At 70.1% G+C, this 17,304-nt stretch carries 15 protein-coding genes; 2 read left to right on the plus strand and 13 right to left on the minus strand.

Features of this window, described 5'->3' with window-relative positions; genetic code table 11:
- Positions 1–9: 9 nt before the first annotated feature.
- From ACZ5Y9_RS12950 to ACZ5Y9_RS12965, 4 genes are all read right to left on the minus strand, one after another.
- A complete protein-coding gene (locus ACZ5Y9_RS12950; protein ID WP_464471521.1) occupies positions 10–948 on the minus strand; it encodes an ABC transporter permease in 939 nt (312 codons plus the stop codon).
- Complete coding sequence (locus ACZ5Y9_RS12955) at positions 945–1,946, minus strand: ABC transporter permease (RefSeq protein WP_464471522.1); 1,002 nt, start codon at positions 1,944–1,946, stop codon at positions 945–947. Before ACZ5Y9_RS12955 ends, ACZ5Y9_RS12950 begins: the two co-directional genes overlap by 4 nt.
- A complete protein-coding gene (locus tag ACZ5Y9_RS12960; RefSeq protein ID WP_464471523.1) occupies positions 1,946–3,580 on the minus strand; it encodes a TIGR04028 family ABC transporter substrate-binding protein in 1,635 nt (544 codons plus the stop codon). The genes ACZ5Y9_RS12955 and ACZ5Y9_RS12960 overlap by 1 nt, the downstream gene beginning before the upstream one ends.
- A gap of 80 nt (positions 3,581–3,660) precedes the next feature.
- On the minus strand, positions 3,661–5,070 hold the full coding sequence (locus ACZ5Y9_RS12965) for an NtaA/DmoA family FMN-dependent monooxygenase (RefSeq protein ID WP_464471524.1): 1,410 nt from the start codon (positions 5,068–5,070) through the stop codon (positions 3,661–3,663).
- Positions 5,071–5,195: 125 nt separating this feature from the next.
- Here ACZ5Y9_RS12965 and ACZ5Y9_RS12970 point away from each other — a divergent pair, with 125 nt between their 5' ends.
- Together ACZ5Y9_RS12970 and ACZ5Y9_RS12975 are read left to right on the plus strand one after the other, a co-directional pair.
- On the plus strand, positions 5,196–6,206 hold the full coding sequence (locus ACZ5Y9_RS12970) for a Gfo/Idh/MocA family protein (protein ID WP_464471525.1): 1,011 nt from the start codon (positions 5,196–5,198) through the stop codon (positions 6,204–6,206).
- 2 nt (positions 6,207–6,208) lie between these two features.
- On the plus strand, positions 6,209–7,183 hold the full coding sequence (locus ACZ5Y9_RS12975; RefSeq protein WP_247956613.1) for an NYN domain-containing protein: 975 nt from the start codon (positions 6,209–6,211) through the stop codon (positions 7,181–7,183).
- Here the strand turns inward: ACZ5Y9_RS12975 and ACZ5Y9_RS12980 are convergent.
- Genes ACZ5Y9_RS12980 through ACZ5Y9_RS13020 form a run of 9 tightly spaced genes read right to left on the minus strand, consistent with a single transcriptional unit; the run spans position 7,164 to position 17,213 of the window.
- A complete protein-coding gene (locus ACZ5Y9_RS12980) occupies positions 7,164–8,438 on the minus strand; it encodes an MFS transporter (protein WP_464471526.1) in 1,275 nt (424 codons plus the stop codon). The two genes, ACZ5Y9_RS12975 and ACZ5Y9_RS12980, sit on opposite strands and share 20 nt — an antisense overlap.
- On the minus strand, positions 8,435–9,442 hold the full coding sequence (locus ACZ5Y9_RS12985; RefSeq protein WP_247634263.1) for a sugar phosphate isomerase/epimerase family protein: 1,008 nt from the start codon (positions 9,440–9,442) through the stop codon (positions 8,435–8,437). Before ACZ5Y9_RS12985 ends, ACZ5Y9_RS12980 begins: the two co-directional genes overlap by 4 nt.
- Positions 9,439–10,413, minus strand: coding sequence for a sugar phosphate isomerase/epimerase family protein (locus ACZ5Y9_RS12990; RefSeq protein WP_247956616.1), 975 nt, complete (start codon positions 10,411–10,413; stop codon positions 9,439–9,441). The genes ACZ5Y9_RS12985 and ACZ5Y9_RS12990 overlap by 4 nt, the downstream gene beginning before the upstream one ends.
- A gap of 4 nt (positions 10,414–10,417) precedes the next feature.
- Positions 10,418–11,362 (minus strand): sugar phosphate isomerase/epimerase family protein, encoded by a 945-nt coding sequence (locus tag ACZ5Y9_RS12995; RefSeq protein ID WP_464471527.1) that lies wholly within the window; start codon positions 11,360–11,362, stop codon positions 10,418–10,420.
- A 48-nt stretch (positions 11,363–11,410) separates the two neighbouring features.
- Positions 11,411–12,238: a carbohydrate ABC transporter permease gene (locus ACZ5Y9_RS13000; RefSeq protein WP_247624917.1), complete on the minus strand. Its 828-nt coding sequence runs from the start codon at positions 12,236–12,238 to the stop codon at positions 11,411–11,413.
- Positions 12,235–13,203, minus strand: a complete 969-nt coding sequence (locus ACZ5Y9_RS13005; RefSeq protein WP_464471528.1) for a carbohydrate ABC transporter permease — start codon at positions 13,201–13,203, stop codon at positions 12,235–12,237. Before ACZ5Y9_RS13005 ends, ACZ5Y9_RS13000 begins: the two co-directional genes overlap by 4 nt.
- Positions 13,204–13,211: 8 nt before the next feature.
- Positions 13,212–14,525, minus strand: coding sequence for a sugar ABC transporter substrate-binding protein (locus ACZ5Y9_RS13010; protein ID WP_247624919.1), 1,314 nt, complete (start codon positions 14,523–14,525; stop codon positions 13,212–13,214).
- Positions 14,526–14,562: 37 nt separating this feature from the next.
- A complete protein-coding gene (locus ACZ5Y9_RS13015) occupies positions 14,563–16,056 on the minus strand; it encodes a GMC oxidoreductase (protein ID WP_247624920.1) in 1,494 nt (497 codons plus the stop codon).
- A 50-nt stretch (positions 16,057–16,106) separates the two neighbouring features.
- Positions 16,107–17,213 carry a Gfo/Idh/MocA family protein gene (locus ACZ5Y9_RS13020; RefSeq protein ID WP_247624921.1) on the minus strand — a complete coding sequence of 369 codons (1,107 nt, stop codon included), beginning with the start codon at positions 17,211–17,213 and terminating at the stop codon, positions 16,107–16,109.
- Positions 17,214–17,304 lie beyond the last annotated feature (91 nt).

Consider the following 17,304-nt stretch of genomic DNA (forward strand, 5'->3'; position numbering starts at 1 on the left):
GCGCTGCGCTCATCGGACGTTCCTTCCCAGACGGTGGCTGATCCTGTTGGCGCTGAGCACGACGGCCACGACCACGAGGCCGGGCAGCGCGGTGAGCCACCAGGCGGTCGCGACGTAGTTGCGGCCCTCGGCGATCAGCAGACCCCACTCGGGGGTGGGCGGCGGGGCACCGTAGCCGAGGAAGCCGAGGGTGGAGATCGCGAGGATCGCGGTGCCGAACTGCAACGCGGCGAGCGCGGCGATCGGGGTGAGCGAGTTGGGCAGCACGTGCCGCCGCAGCACGGTGACGAACGTGCCGCCGCTGCCGTAGGCGGCCTCGACGTACTCGGTGCGCCGCACCCGAGCGACCTCGGCGCGCATGAGCCGCGCGAACGCCGCGACGCTGCCGAGACCCACGGCGATCGCCGCGTTCACGGTGCCGAACCCGAGCAGGATGATCACCGACAGCGAGAGCAGCAGGCCCGGGATCGCGAGGAGCACGTCGACGACCCGCATCAGGATGTCGTCGATCATCCCGCCCAGCGCCCCCGCGACCGCACCGATGAGGGTGCCGAGGGCGAGGCCGACGGTCACCGCGATCAGGGCGCCGGAGAGCGAGTGGACGGCGCCGTGCACGACGCGGCCGAAGAGGTCGCGTCCGAGGGTGTCGGTGCCGAACCAGTGCGCTGCGCTCGGCGGCAGCAGCTTATCGGCGGGCACCGCATCGATCGGGCTGCCCGGCGCGAAGACCCCGGGCACCACGGCCCACAGCACGGCGAGCGCGACGACGAGGAAGGAGAGATACAGCCCCCACGGACGCGCAGTCGGCGACCACCGTCGGCGGCGCCGCGAGGACTCGTTGGCCGCGGCATCCGTCTTCTCGGCTACCTGCTCGATGACGGCGTTCTCCGTGACGGCGTTCTCTGTGCCGATGTTCTCTGTATCGGCGGGTGAGACGGAGACGGTCATGCGGGGACCTCCTGGGTGGTCGGAGAGGGCGCGGCGGGCGACGCGGCGGATGCCCGTCGCGCGCGGCCACGGCCCGTGCGTCGCTGCCGCGGATCGATGAGCGGCGTGACGAGGTCGACGGCGAAGCTGATGATGACGAAGCCGAGCGCCGACAGCAGCACGACCCCCTGCAGCACCGGGATGTCCTGGTTGGCGACGGCCTGCTCGGTGAGCCGGCCGATGCCCGAGCGTCCGAACACCGTCTCGGTCACGACCGCCCCGCCGACCAGCTCGCCGAACAGCACGCCGGCGATCGTGAGCACCGGCAGAGCGGCGTTGCGGGCCACGGAGCGCGTGAGCACCCACACCGGCGGCGCCCCCTTGGCGCGCACCACCGTGATGAAGGGTTGCGCCTGCACCTGATCGATCGCGCGCACGAGCACCTGCGCCAGCGGAGCCGAGATCGGCACCGCGAGCGTGAGCACGGGAAGGATCAGGCCGCTCACCGGATCCGCGCCCACGACCGGCACCCAGCCGAGCCCGAACGAGAAGACCTGGATGAGCAGGATGCCGAGCCAGAACACCGGCACCGCGACGAAGAGCCCGGGCACCTGCCGCAGACCGTCGCGCAGCCACCCGAACGGTGACAGCGACGACAGTCCCGCGACGAGCACCGCGATCAGCAGCGCGACCACGAGGCCCAGCGAGGCGAGCAGCAGCGTCTGCGGCAGCGCCTCGGCGAGCATCGTCAGCACCGGGGTGCCGAACTGGGTCGAATAGCCGAAGTCCCCCGCGAGGAACCCCAGCCCCGCGTGCAGGTACTGCTCCCACCAGGGCAGGTCCGCCCCGTAGGTGGCGCGGATGCTGTCGAGCTGTTCGGGAGAGAGCCCGAGGCTCGGGTCCGAGAACTTGATCAGGATGGCGTCGCCCGGCAGCAGCTGCAGCAGGAAGAAGGTGGCCGTGAAGGCCGCGATCAGAACGATCGCGGCCTGCCCGGCTCGTCGGAGGACGAAGGTCATCAGTGCTCCTGCAGCCAGACGCCCGAGAACGTCGGACGCGCGACGGACTCGAAGTCCACGCCCTGCACGTAGGTGGCGGCGCCGTACACCTGCGGCTCCTCGAACAGCGGGATCACGTACGCCTGCTCGGCGATGTAGTCCTGCGCGGCCTCGGTGGCCGCGACGCGCTCGTCGACGTCGGGTTCGGAGGCGATCGCGAGCAGCAGCGCGTCGAGCTCGGCGTCCTGCGAGATCAGCACGTCGCGGTTCTTCGTGAAGTACTGGCTCTTGATCACGTCGAGATCGGCCCGGCCGACCATCGAGTGGTAGAAACCGGTCTTGAGCGGGTCGCGCGTGTCTTCGGCGTAGGTGCCGGCGTCGCCGGGCTTGACGGTGAGTTCGACGCCGATCTTCGCGAGCTGCTGGCCGACCAGTTCGAGCGACTGCTTCGACAGCGGCTGCGGCTTGGCTTCGTAGACGGTGATCGACAGGCGCTCGCCGTCCTTCTCGCGGATGCCGTCGGCTCCGGGCTCCCACCCGGCCTCGTCGAGCAGCTCCTCGGCCTTCTCGGGGTCGTACGCGTAGTGCTCCGACTCGTCCTTGTAGCCGAGTGCCTGCGACGAGAGCACCGACGTCGCCACCGGGTAGTTCTCGGTGAAGAGCGTGTCGACGACCTCCTGCGCGTCGACGCCGGCGATGATCGCCTGGCGCACGCGGATGTCTGCGAGCAGCGGGTTCTCGGGGCGCAGCGCGATCGAGTTGTTCACGCCGCGGGTCTGCGGGGCGTAGAGCGTGAAACCCGCGGCCTCGACGCGGTCCTCGTCGAACGCCTGCACGTAGCGCACGTAGTCGGCCTGACCCGAGAGCAGCGAGCCGATGCGCACCGAGTCCTCGGGGGTGATGAGCACGTGCACCGCGTCGAGGTAGGGGCGGCCCTGGTTCTCGGCGCTCTCCGGCGCCCACGCGTAGTCCTCGCGCGCGGCAAGCGTGTACTCGGTGCCGAGCTTCTCGTCCGAGACGGTGAAGGGGCCGGCGCCGACGATGTCGGCGGCGTTGCCCGCCCCGAAGTCCTCGATCGTGCCGTCGAGCGTGTCGGACGACAGCAGCCCGGAGTTGATCGTCGAGGTCGCCTGCAGGAATCCGGGCGACGGCGCCGTGAAGCGGAACGTCACGGTGTCGTCGTCGACGACCTCGCTGCTGGCGTAGTTGTTGATCGCCTCGGAGATCGTGAGTCCGCGATCGGCATCGCCGAGGCCGTAGGTGTCGAAGTTCTTCGCCACGACCGCGGCGTCGACCGGGGTGCCGTCCGAGAACGTCACATCGGGCTTGAGGTCGAACGTGTACTCGGTCGCGTCGTCGTTCACGGTCCAGTCGGCCGCGATCCACGGCTCGATCTCGAGCGTTTCCGGGTTCTGCCACGTGAGCCGGGCGGCGATGTTATTGACGATGCCGCCGTTGGGGTAGAAGCCGGCCTGCGGCGGGTAGAGGTTCGTGTAGGCCTGGTGCTCGAGGTAGGTGAGGGTGCCGCCCTCGACGGGGTCGCCCGCCTCGGTGGGCACGTCGGACGGAGCCTGCGACGAGGAGCAGGCGACGAGGCTCGCCGCGAGGGCGAACGGGAGTGCGAGGGCGGCGACGCGGGTGATGCGACGTGTCATGCGAGGGTCCTCCGGAGGGGTGTGCGGTGCGGGATGGGGTTCACGTTAGGCAGAGCGATCGGTGCCGTGCGGCCGTGCGGTCACGCGTCGACACCGCTCGACACGAGCCGACTCGACCCGACTCGCGGGGTAACACTCAGGCGCTCCCGGAGGGTCGATCCCTCGCGTCCGAGCAGCCCGCGGCGGCGCAGTTCGGGGGCCGCGAGACGCGTGAACGCCTCGAACTGCGCCGGCTGGAAGGCCGAGAGCACGTTGAACCCGTCGGCGGCGCCGGCGTCGCGCCACGTCTCGAAGTGGTCGGCGACGGATGCCGCGCTCCCCACCACGAACGCACCGGGAACGGCGTGTGCGGCGACCAGGTGCCGCCAGGTGAGCGAGGTGCCGCGAGCGGACCCGGAGATCTCGAGTCCGGCGATGCGGGCGAGGCGCTCGATCAGCACCGCTCCCTCCTCGCCCAGTCGCTCGGCCTCGGCGGCGGTCACCGGGGCGTCGAAGGCCGCGGAGCGGAGCGGGTCGTCGGCCGCGACGCCGAGCGCATCCGCGAGGGCGGTGACCGAGCGGTTCACGGGGAAAGCCGGACGAGATCGCTGATGCTCCTCGGCCAGCGGGACGAGCGAGAGCAGCCGCACCACGATGGCCTGGGCCTCGGCATCCGTCTCCCCGACCACGGGCAGCACCGGGGCGATGACCCGCACGGCCTCCGGCGAACGCCCGGCCTCGGCCGCGAGCAGACGCAGGCCCGTGCGCGTCGCCACCGCATCGGCCAGTGAGGGCGCGGCGATGAGGGCGAGGTCGGCCTCGGTCGCGGCGAGCGCGCGCGAACGCGGCGAGGTGCCCGCGTGCACGATCGGCAGGCGTCCCTGCGGGGGCCGCGCGACGTTCAACGGGCCGGTCACGCGCACGTGCGCCCCCTCGACCCCGGCCTCGCGGAGCCCGTCGGGGTCGATGAGCACACCGCGATCGGCATCCGCGATCCAGGCGTCGGCGCTCCACGAGTCCCACAGCCGGTCGAGCGCCGTGACGAACTCCTCGGCGCGGTCGTAGCGGTTCTCGTTGTCGGCGTGCGCGTCGCGGCCGTGGTTGCCGGCCGCCCGCGGCTCGACGCCGGTGACGAGGTTCACCCCGGCGCGACCGCCGGTGAGCACGTCGAGCGAGGCGAGCGCCCTGGCCGTCGCGTAGGGGTCGGCGTAGGTCGTGTTGACCGTGGCGATCAGCCCGATCCAGGAGGTGACCCCGGCGAGGAAGAGCACCGCGCTCAGCGGGTCGATGCGCGCCAGCAGGTAGGGGTCGCGGAACTCCAGATCCGGACCGGTCGCGAGCCAGTCTCCGAAGAAGAGGTAGTCGAGACCCGCCTCCTCGCCCAGCTCGGCGATGCGTCGGAGCACCGCGGCGTCTCCGGCGGGATCGCGATGGGCGCCGGGGTGACGCCAGCCGGAGGGATAGGCGCCGAGGGTGCGCACCATGGCGCCGATGATGAGTGGTTCGGTCATGCCCGCCACGGTAGGAGCGCGGATCGCCCCGTGCTCGGTCGGCGAAGCCGCGGGTCACGCGGCGCAACAGACCGACATACGCCCCGCACGTCCGCGGTGTCGCAGGCACCCTCTACGCTGGGGACATGACTGGTCTTCGATGGGGAATCCTCGCGACGGGCGGCATCGCCGGCTCGTTCGCTTCCGATCTGCGCGCCGCGGGTCTCGACCTGGTGGCCGTGGGGTCGCGTTCGCAGGAATCGGCGGATGCCTTCGCCGCCCGCTTCGACATCCCGCACGCCCACCCGTCCTACGAGGCGCTCGTCGCCGATCCCGACGTCGACATCATCTACGTCTCCACCCCGCACCCGATGCACCACGCGAACGCGCGCCTGGCCCTCGAAGCCGGCAAGCACGTGCTCGTCGAGAAGGCCTTCACGCTGAACCAGGCCGAGGCCGCCGACCTGCAGGCCGTCGCCGCAGAGCGCGGTCTGCTCGCGACCGAGGCGATGTGGACCCGCTATCTGCCGCACATGATCCGCGCGCGTGAGATCGTCGCCTCCGGCATCCTCGGCGAGGTGCGCTCGGTGAGCGCCGACCACACGCAGCTGCTGCCCTCCGACCCCGAGCACCGTTTGAACGCGCTCGAGCTCGGCGGGGGCGCCCTCCTCGACCTGGCGATCTACCCGATCTCGTTCGTCTGGGACATCCTCGGTGCGCCCACCAGCATCCACAGCGTCGCGCGTCTGATCGAGACCGGTGCCGACGCCGAGGTCGCGACCGTCATGACCCACGAGGGCGGCGCGGTCTCGACCACGCTCTCCTCGTCGCGCACGGCTGGCCCGAACCGCGCGACGATCCTCGGCACGAAGGCCCGCATCGAGATCGATCGCTTCTTCTGGTCGCCGTCGGTGCTGCGCGTGATCGACCCCGAGGGCACGGTGCTCGAGGAGTTCGACGGGCGTCTCGACCCCGAGGCCGGCGGCCGCGGCATGCAGTTCGAGGCTCTCGCCGCCGAACGCCTCGTGCGCGAGGGGAACCTCGCCGGCGACATCCTGCCGCTCGCCGAGTCCGTCGCGATCATGGGCACGCTCGACGAGATCCGCCGTCAGATCGGCGTCCGCTATCCCGGCGAGTCGACCGGCGAGCAGGCCTGAGCATGGCCGAGCCCACCGACGTCCGCGTCGCGGTCTACCTCGACTTCGACAACATCGTCATCTCCTGGTACGACCGGGTGCACGGTCGCAACGCCTACGGCAAGGACCGTCAGCGCATCAGCGAGAACCCGAACGATCCCGAGGTCGCCGAACGCCTGAGCCTCGCGATGATCGAGGTCGGCGCGATCATCGACTACGCCGCCTCCTTCGGCACGCTCGTGCTCACCCGCGCCTACGCGGACTGGTCATCGCCCGTGAACGCGGTCTACCGCTCGCAGCTCGTCGCCCGCGCGGTCGACCTGGTGCAGCTGTTCCCCGCCGCCGCATACGCGAAGAACGGCGCCGACATCCGTCTCGCGGTCGATGCGGTCGAAGACATGTTCCGCCTGCCCGACCTCACTCACGTGGTGATCGTCGCCGGCGACAGCGACTACGTGCCGCTCGCCCAGCGCTGCAAGCGTCTCGGCCGGTACGTGATCGGCGTCGGCGTCGCCGGGTCCACGGCGAAGTCGCTGGCCGCGGCCTGCGACGAGTTCGAGGCCTACGACTCGCTCCCCGGCGTGCACCGTCCCGTCAAGGCCGCCCCGGTGGCCGAGGTCGTCGCCGCGCCCGCCGAGACGGCCGAAGCGGAGGCCGAGCCGGCGGCCGAGGCTCCGACCGATACGGTCAAGAAGAGCACCCGCTCGCGTCGCGCCAAGTCGGCACCGGCCGCGCCGCCGCCCGAGCCCGTGATCGACCCGCAGAACGAGGCGACGCAGCTGCTCGAGCGGGCGCTGCGCCTGGGGCACGACAAGGCGGATGCCGACGAGTGGCTGCACAGCTCGGCGGTCAAGACGCACATGCGCCGCATGGATCCGTCGTTCAGCGAGAAGGGACTCGGCTACCGGTCGTTCTCGGACTTCCTGAAGTCCCGCGACGACATCGCCGAGCTCGAAGAGACCGGGCACGAGCGCTTGGTCAGGCTGCGCGACCGCTGACCTCGTCGCCGCCCGTGTCGTGACGCCCGAGGGCGCGCCACGAGAGGGCGGCCACGACGACCGTGACCGCCCCGACGACGGCGTAGGCGAGGCGCGGGTCGGTGAGTTGCGCGAGCGCACCCACGAGCACGCCGGTCACGACGGTCGATCCCGGCAGCGCCATGGCCCAGATGCCCATGACGCGGCCGCGGATCGGCGTCGGGGTCGAGAGCATGACGAGCGCGTTGGCGCGCGCGATGAACCACATCACGATCGCCCCGACCACCGCGAGGCCGATGAACAGCAGCGGCAGACTGGGTGCCGCCGCCGACAGCAGCACCGCCAGGCCCATCAGCGCCGCCAGCATCCGCACCTCGCCGCCGCGCGGCGTCGTCGGCCCGGTCGCCGAGAAGAATGCGCCGGGCAACGCGCCCAGACCGAAGGCGACGGCCAGCAGCCCGTAGGTTCCGCCGTCGGCGCGGAAGACGTTCGCGACGATCAAGGGGATCACGACCGCGATGTTGTACCCGGCCGCCGCGCACACGGCGAGCAGGAGCGTCTGCCGCACCGCAGGCGCGCGGGCCACGAACCGCCAGGCGCCCGTCGTCGGCGGGTCGGGCGCGGCCGATTCCTCGACCACCGGAGCCGACGTCGGCCGCGACCGCGGCCGCAGCGTCAGCAGCACGATGATCGACGGCACGAACACCAGGGCGTTCACGACGAAGCACCACGCGGCATCCGCGAACACGAGCAGCACTCCCGCCACCGCGGGGCCCAGCACCCGCGCGCCGTTGATGATGACCTCGTTCATGCTCACCGCGCTCGTCACGCGCTCGCGCCCGACGAGGTCGAGCACCAGCAGCTGACGCGCCGGGTTGTCGGCGGCGAACGCGAGGCCGTGCGCGAGCGAGAGCGCCATCAGCATCCAGATCTCGAGTGCACCGCCGAAGGCGAGCGCGGCCAGCACGGCGGCCACCGCCATCTGTGCGACGGCCGTCACCAGCAGCACCGAGCGCCGCGAGTGGCGATCCACGAGCACGCCGATGAACGGGCCGAGGGCGAGCGTCGGCACCATCATGCAGGCCGTCACGGCACCGAGCGCGAGCCCATCGCCCCCGAGTTCGACCACGAGCCACGCGATCGCGATCTGCGAGGCGGCCCCGCCCGCCGCCGACAGCAGCTGCGCGATGCTCCATCGGCGGTAGTCGCGGATGCGCAGCGCGGCGAACGACCGGGTCAGGGCTTCGCGCGTGAAGCGATCGCGCCAGAAGCTCACTGGTTGCTGAATGCGGCGTCGAACGAGGCCGTCGGCTTCGGCCACAGCAGCGACCGCACGTACTCGACGGCCTGCGCTGCGCCGTGCAGACGATCCATGCCGGCGTCCTCCCACTCGATCGAGATGGGGCCCGCGTATCCGATGGCGTCGAGCGCGCGGAACGAATCCTCCCAGGGCACGTCACCGTGCCCGGTCGAGACGAAGTCCCAGCCACGGCGCGGGTCGCCCCAGGGCAGGTGCGAACCGAGCACGCCCGCGCGTCCGTTGTGCGGGCGCAGTCGGGTGTCCTTGCAGTCGACGTGGTAGATGCGGTCGGCGAAGTCGACGATGAAACCCACCGGATCGATGTTCTGCCACATCATGTGCGAGGGGTCCCAGTTGAAGCCGAAGGCCTCCCGGTGGTCGATCGCTTCGAGGGCCCGCACCGACGACCAGTAGTCGTAGGCGATCTCGCTCGGGTGCACCTCGTGCGCGAACCGCACGCCCTCGGCGTCGAAGACATCGAGGATCGGGTTCCAGCGTGCCGCGAAGTCCTCGAATCCTCCGTCGATCACCGACTCGGGCACCGGCGGGAACATCGCCACGTAGGGCCAGATCGACGAACCGGTGAACCCGACCACGGTGTCGACGCCGAGCTTGCGGGCCACGCGCGCGGCGCGCTTCATGTCGTCGGCGGCACGCTGACGCACGCCTTCGGCCTCGCCGTCGCCCCACACGTAGTCGCGGAGGATCGCCTGATGGCGGAAGTCGATCGGCGCATCGCACACCGCTTGACCGGCGAGGTGGTTCGAGATCGCGAAGACCTGCAGGCCGTGGCGGTCGAGGATCTCGAGGCGGGAGGCCGCATAGGCGTCGTCCTCGTCCGCGCGCTGCAGGTCGAGGTGGTCTCCGGATGCCGCGATCTCCAACCCGTCGTAGCCCCACGAGGCGGCGAGCCGGGCCACCTCCTCGAACGGCAGATCAGCCCACTGGCCGGTGAACAGGGTGACGGGATGCGTGCTCATCGATGTGCCTCCGTTGGCGCTGCGGGGTAGTTCTCGGCGATCCACGCCCAGCTCGTCTTCGCGCTCTCGAACGGCTCCATGCTGGGCTTGTCGACCTCGATCAGAACCGTACCGCCGAAATCGTCCGGCAGCTCGGCGAGCGCCTCGCGGATCGGCACGTCGCCGAGCCCGGGCTCGAGGAAGAAGCGCTCGGCCATGACGTCGAAGTAGGGCGTCTTCTTCTCGCGCGCGGTCTTCGCGAGCGCGAGATCCATGTCCTTCACGTGCAGGTCCGAGATGCGGTCGGCGTGCGCGGCGACCCAGGCCACGACATCCGTGCCCGTCCACGCGAGGTGCCCGATGTCGGGCCCGGCGGCGAGCAGGGACGGCGAGATCGCGTCGAGCACGTGGTCGTACTCGGCCTCGGTCTCGATCCACGTGCCGACGTGGTTGTGCAGCGCGGGCGTCACGCCCTCGGCCGTCAGCACCTCCGCCGCCTCGCCGATGACGTTCACGACCCGATCGAGCCGCGCGGCGTCGAAGGCATGGCCGGAGGCCGCCGCCTCGTCGATGCGCGGCCGCCCGGGGGCCATGTCGGCCGCGAGGAACACGCGGTCGAGACCGAGGTACAGCGACTCCTCGGCACGCCGACGGATGCCGTCGAACCAGCGGAAGTGCGCCTCGTCGTCACCCGTGTGATCGCGCCCGAACTCCTCGGGGAGCCCGATGTGCACGTAGCCGGGTGTGACCTTCAGCCCCGAGTCCGCGACGACGCGGGCGTACGCCTGCAGGGTCTGGGTCGGGAGCACCTCGAGCATGACCGACGAGAACCCGGCGTCGCGCACCTGACCGAGCACGATCGGCTGGCGGGCGAGGAAGCTCGGGCGGTCGAACTCCCATCCGACGCTGCCCGGGTCACCCGTCGAGTCGCCGAGCGAGACGGTGATCCACTGGAGGGTGTTGAGCGAGAAGTGATCCCTGGTGAGTGTCATCGTGTCACTCCGTGATCTCTGCGACCCAGCGGGCCGTGTGGTGGGCACTGGCGACCGGGTCCATGCTGGCGCGATCGACCTCGATGATCACCCAGCCGTCCCAGCCCTCGGGAAGCTGCTCGAGCGTGCCCCGCAGGTCGACCTGCCCGAGCCCGGGCTCGAGGTAGAGTCCGAGGTCGGTCGCCCGCTCGTAGCTCAGTCCCTCTTCGCGGCTGCGCCGCGCGAGTTCGAGGTCGAGATCCTTCAGGTGCAGATCCTGCACGCGGTCGACCCAGCGCGCGATGGTGTCCTTCGCGCTGATGCCCGCCCACTCCAGGTGACCGATGTCGAAGGCCGCGCCCAGGCGCTGCGCGTCGATCGCGTTCAGCACGTGCTCGTACTCGTGCTGCGTCTCGATCCAGGTGCCGACGTGGTTGTGCAGCCCGGGCTTCACGCCCTCGGCGTTCAGCACGTCGACAGCCTCGTCGATCAGGTCGGTGAGCTCATCGAGGCGATCCTGCGAGAAGTCCGCGCCGATGGCCGGCTTCTGCCAGCGGATCGCCGTCTGGTCGACCTCGGCGGCGAGGAAGATCGTGCCGATCCCGAAGTAGTTCGATTCCTCGGCCTTGCGACGCACCGCGTCGAACCAGTGGATGCGCTCGAAGGTGCCGCGCTCGAGCCGTCCGCCGTGATCGCTCGCCAGCGGAACCTGCACGTACCCCGGGGCGAGGGTCAGACCCGACTCCCGCACCATCGCCGCGTAGTTCTGCAGGGTCTGCGTGTCGAGCACCTCCATCATCGTGGCCCCGAACCCGGCCTGTCGGATCTCGCGGAGCACATCGGGGTACTCGGCGACGAACGCGGGGTCGGCGAAGCGCCACAGACTCGCGCTCTCGAGGTCTTCCGGGTCCTCCTTCACGTTGATCCACTGGATCGCGTTGAGGGCGAACTTCAGGTCCTTCACGGCCATGGGAGGGGTCCTTTCGAGGGGGTCGCTGCAGGGGTCACGGCGCGGCGGTCACTTCAGACCGGTGGCGGCGACGCCCTGGATGAAGTACTTCTGCAGGAAGAGGAACAGGATGAGGATCGGCAGCAGCACGACCATCGCACCGGCCAGCAGCAGACCGAAGGAGATGGTGTTGGATGCCTGCGACGCGACCGAGAGTCCGACCGGCGCGGTGTAGGTGTCCTGCGACTGGGCGACGACGAGCGGCCAGAGGAAGTTGTTCCACGAGGTGAGGAACGACAGGATCGCGACGGTCGCGAGGCCGGGACCGGTGAGCGGCAGGAAGACCCGGAAGAAGATCCGGCCCTCCCCCGCGCCGTCCAGACGCGCGGCCTCCATGAGCTCGAACGGCACGCCGTGCGCGAACTGGCGCATGATGAACACGCACAGCGGCAGCACGAGCACGGGCAGGATGATCGCGATGAGCGAGTTCACCAGGCCCATCTGCACGACGATCACGAACTGCGGCACGAAGAGCGCCACGTACGGCACGATCATCGATGCGATCACGAGCGGGAACACGAGGCCGCGTCCGCGGAAGCGCAGCTTCGCGAGCGCATACCCGGCCATCGCGCTGAAGAGCACGTTGCCCACGATCGCGACGCTCGAGACCACGATGCTGTTGAGCATGTAGGTGCCGAAGCCGCGGTCGGCGAACAGCTGGATGTAGTTCTGGATCTGGAACGACTCCGGGAACCACGCCCCCGGGTTGCCGAGGAACTCGGCCTGCGTCTTGAACGATCCGAAGAACACCCAGACGAAGGGCAGGAGCATGAAGACGGTGATGACGGTGAGCGCCGTGTAGTTCAGCGCTTGACGCGTCGGAGACAGAGTTTTCAATGTTTCGGCCTCAGGATTCTGAACTGGACGATCGCGACGATTCCGACGAGCACGAGCAGCAGCACCGATCCCGCCATCGAGGCGGAGACGTTGCCGAACCCGAACTGCTCGTACACCCAGACGGCGATCGACTTGGTGGATCCGAGCGGGCCGCCCTTGGTGAGCAGGTACGGCTCTTCGAAGATGTTGAGGAACGAGACCGTCTGCAGCACCGTGACGAGCAGGGTCGTCGGGCGCAGCAGCGGCAGCGTGATCGACCAGAGCCGGCGCCAGGCGCCCGCCCCGTCGGTGGCCGCGGCCTCGTAGATCTCCTCCGGCACGGCCTGGAGGCCGGCGAGGAAGAGGATCATGCAGGTTCCGGTCGTGCGCCACACGCCCATCATCACGACGGTGGTGATGGCCCAGCCCGGCTCGCCGAGCCAGTTCGGCGCTCCGAGTCCCAGATCCGCGAGGGTCGTGTTCACCGGCCCGGTGATCGAGAACGCGTACTGCCAGATCACGGCGGCGGCGACGATGTTGGTGATCACCGGCACGTAGGCCGCGGCCCGGAAGAAGTTGCGCAGGCGACGGATGCCGTTGTTGAGCATGAGCGCCAGGGCGAGGCCCAGGGCCATGCTGATCGGCACGCAGATCACCACGAACATCACGGTGTTCAGGAACGCGCTCTGGAATCCGGGGTTGTTGATGATGTCGATGAAGCCCTGGAAGCCCGTGAAGTTCACGTTGAACGGATCGCGGATGTCGCGGGCGCTGATGTCGGTCAGGCTCGCCCCGATCGCGAGCACGGCGGGGATGCCGGTGAAGAGCAGGAAGATCGCGAGGAACGGGGCGAGGAACAGCCACGCGGTGGTGGCTTCGGCCCGCGATCCCTCGTGCACCTTCCTGATCCGTCGAGGACCGGTGCCCCGGGGGCGTCGCGAGGACGCCCCCGAGGTGACCATGGTGCGGGTCGCAGTGGTGGACATGATCGGGGTCAGTTACCCGTCCCGATGGACTCGGCCTGCGCCTGAGCCTCGTCGAGAGCGTCCTGCGCCGACACTCCGCCGCGGACGACCTTCTCCATCTGCTCACCGATCACGGTGCCGACCTGGCTCCAGGTCGAGACCTTCGGCAGGGTGACGCCGGTCTCGAGACCGGCCTCGACCGTCTGCAGCAGACGGTCCCCGGCGAGCGCCGGGTCCTCCCACGCCGACTTCACGGCCGGCATGTTCTTGAAGATCTCGAACCACTTGACCTGGCTCTCGGGCTCCGACATGAAGCGGGCGAACTTCCACGCCGCGTCCTTGTTCTCGGAGTCGGAGGGCACGAACCAGCTGCCGCCGCCGACCGTGGTCGCGGCGTCGCCGTCGGGGCCGACGGGCATCGTGGCGAGCGAGAGGTGCTCGTCCGCCCAGCCCTCGCCGTTGGCATCGTCGAACCAGCCGACGAACCAGGGGCCGCCGTCGATGATCGCGGCGTTCTTACCGGTGGTCGACCACGAGACCGTGTCGAGGAAGGCGGGGCCGTCGGGCGAGGCCAGGCCGTCGGCCATCAGGCCCGCCCAGTACTCGAGCGCCTCGACGTTCTCGGGCGAGTTGATCGTCCACGTCGAGAGGTCGTCGGAGATGAACCCGCCGCCGTTCTGCTTCGCGAAGGTCAGCAGCTGACGGGCGGTGTACGAGTCGTAGGCCGCGTAGAGCGCGAGCGGCCACTCGACACCGGAGGCCTTGAGGTCCTCACCGAAGGTGCGCAGACTGTCCCAGTCGGTGGGGGCCTCGGCACCCGCGGCCTCGGCCAGGTCGGTGCGGTAGATGACCATGTCGGCGTAGGCGTACCACGGCACGCCGTAGGCCACGTCGTCGTAGACCGAGTTGTCCCAGATGACCTCGAAGAAGTCGTCCGGGTCGACGAGGCCGTCGGGCACGGCGTCGAATCCTCCGGTCGAGATCAGCGACGACTGCGTCTCGGTGAACGCGTAGATCAGGTCGGGCACGGTGCCCGCGGTGATCGCCGCGGTCATCTTCGACGCGAACTCCGCTTCCGGGATCTGCGTCATGTTGATCTCGACGTCGGGGTTGTCCTTCGTGAACTCCTCGAACATCTGGGGCAGTTCGGCGCCGTCGGCGCCCTGCGTCCAGATCTCGAGGGTGCCGGTGGCCGGCTCGTCGTCGACCTTCGTGGAAGCGCCGGCGTCGCCGCCGCCGCTGTCGCCGCTGCGGCCGCAGCCGGTGAGCAGCAGGGCGCCGGACGTGACCAGCGCGATTCCGAGCATCGTCGCCCGGCGTCGCGAAGTGGTGTGGAAGTGCATCGCGATCATCTCCTTGGTGGGTAGGGGTACTGCAGGGTCAGAGGGAAGCGGCGACCGCGCGGGCGATGCGCACCGAGAGCGTGGCTCCGGTGAGCGTCGAGTTGCACGTCAGCGCGGTCGGGATCACGCCGTTGCCGGCGAGATACAGGTTGTCGAAGCCCCAGACACGACCATCCGTGTCCACGACGCTCGTGCCGTCGTCATCGGGGCCCATCCGGACGGTGCCGGTGTAGTGCAGGGATGCCCCGGGGGGCTGCACCTCGCGGTCCTCGGTCGGGAAGTCCCCGATCACGGCCGCTGCCGTCCGCTGCACCTCCTGGGTGCGGCGGATCTCCTCGAGGTCGGCGTCGGAGTACGAGAAGTGCACGGTCATGTGCGGCATGCCGAGGGCATCCGTCAGCTCGTCGGAGAACTCGATGCGGTTCTCGGCGCGGATCTCGGTGGCGCAGTACCATCCGACGCTGAGCTTGTGGCGTCCCTCGAACTCGCGCTCCATGAGCTGGCCGTGCGCGGGGCGGGCGGCGCCGATCGACGGGCTCCAGAACGAGCCGATGAACGGCTCCCCCGCGGGCGGCTGGATGATGTCGGCATCCGTCAGGCCGAAGCGGGAGGCGTCGATGTCGACCTCGCCGTCGATCGTCGCGTGCTCGTTGAGGTAGGCGCCGAGGGCGGTGGGGCGGATGCCGGAGGCCCAGAGCAGCTGCGGGGTGCGCAACGCGTCGCCCGCGATCAGCACCTGCGCGCCGTGGGCGGTCGCTTCCTCGCCGGTGACGAGGTCGCGGTAGGAGAGTCCGGTGACGCGCGTTCCGTCGTGCTCGATGCGGTGCACCAGCACGCCGCTGCGGAGCGTGACGTTCGCCTCGCTTCCGTCGAAGACGAACGGCGCGATGTCCCGGGGGCCGGTGCGGGCGAAGGGCTCGCCGACGCGCGGCACGCCGCCCATCGGCATGTACCCGAACTCGCGGGCGGGATCGGGGCTCGGCACGGCCTCGCGGAGAGCGGCGAACAGCGGCTGCTCGAACGGGTTCGGCACGCCCGCGACGAGGGGCCCGACGTAGGTGCGCAGCAGACCGCGCGCCGTCTCGAGGTCGGCGTCCCATTCGGCGCGCGGCAGGAAGGCGGGGATCTCCTCGGCATAGGGCCAGGGGGTCGCGGCGGTCCAGTGCACGCCCATCCCGCCGATGTTCCAGGCGACGGACGCCCCCGGGAAGGCGGCGAAGTTGTGCCCGAAGAACGCCGCCGGGAACACGCCGGACGACTCGGGATCCCACCCGTCGCCCTCGATCGCGCTCATCGAGACCGCATCCTTGACGTACTCGATCTGGCGCGCGCGGCGCATGAGGTCGTCGTACGAGGCGTTCATCGCGCTCTCATCGGCCTCGACGAGGTGCTCGCCCGGCACCGAGGTGATCTCGCGACCGGCCTCGAGCACCAGGATCGTCGCCTCGGGCACCCGCTGGTGCACCTGCTGCGCGATGATCGCGCCGTTCGGACCGGTGCCGACGATCACGAGGTCGAAGTTGTCAGTCATCTGTGTTCCTTCTGTTCTGCGTTGAATCAGGAGAGGTGCGTGCACCGGGGTCAGAGTGCGGGGGTGTCGACCCAGCGCTGCTCGTCGGCGGCGATCAGCACGGCCTCGGTGAGTCGAGCGGCGCGCACCCCGTCGTCGAAGGTGGGCAGGCCGTCGGGTGACTCACCGCGGATCGCCGCGTAGGCGTCGGCGACGAAGCCGTTGAAGGCGTCCTGATAGCCCTGCGCGTGACCGGCGGGAACGGTCGAGAACCGGGCGACTCCGGGGTGAGCGGTCTGCGGGTCGCGGAAGAGGTGCCTGCTGCCCTCGCGCTCGCCGATCCACAGCTCCTCCGGGCGCTCCTGGTCGAAGCGGATGCTCGCCTGCGTACCGTGGAGTTCGAGGGTGAGGGAGTTCTTGCGGCCGGCGGCCATCTGCGAGATCAGCAGCGTGCCGATCGCGCCCGACTCCATCTCGACGAGGATCGACACGGCGTCCTCGTTGGTGACGGCGCGCCCGGCGCGCTCGGCGTAGACGCGGCGCGTGCGGGCGGTGAGGCGCACGATCCGCTCCCCCGCGACGAACTCGAGCAGGTCGCACAGGTGCGAGCCGATGTCGGCGAAGGCGCGGGAGGGTCCGCCGTCGGCGGAGGTGACGCGCCAGTCGTCGTCGCCGGGCAGGAGCATCCAGTCCTGCAGGTATCCGCAGTCCACCGTGAGGAGATCTCCGATCTCACCGGCGGCGACGCGGGCGCGGGCCTCGCGCACCATCGGGTGGTACCGGTAGACGAAGGGCACCGCGGCGACCACACCGCGCTCGGCGGCTGCGGCGGCGAGCGCGCGGGCGTCGTCGACGTGCGTGGCGAGCGGCTTCTCGCAGATCACGTGCACGCCGGCCTCGATCACCGCGAGGGCGAAGGCGGCGTGGGTGGCGTTGGGGGTGCACACGTGCACCACGTCCACGTCCTGGGTGAGCAGTTCGGCGAGATCCTCGGCGGCGCGTTCGATCCCGAGGTCCTGAGCGGCGGTGAGGGCCCGCTCCCGCGAGGAGCTCGCGAGCACTGCGGTGGTGGCACCGGCGGCGCGTGCTGCGCGGCTGTGCACCTGGGCCATGAATCCTCCGCCGAGGAATCCGGATCGGATCGTCCCGACGCCGGTAGCTGTGACGTCCGTTGTCATGCCGATGATTCTGACACGAGTCCTCCTACTTTTGCTAGATCTTCGTCAAAAGATTTTTCTCAATCGTCAGATCTCCTCCGCTGAGCAGTGG

Source organism: Microbacterium sp. T3-8 (assembly GCF_055398145.1).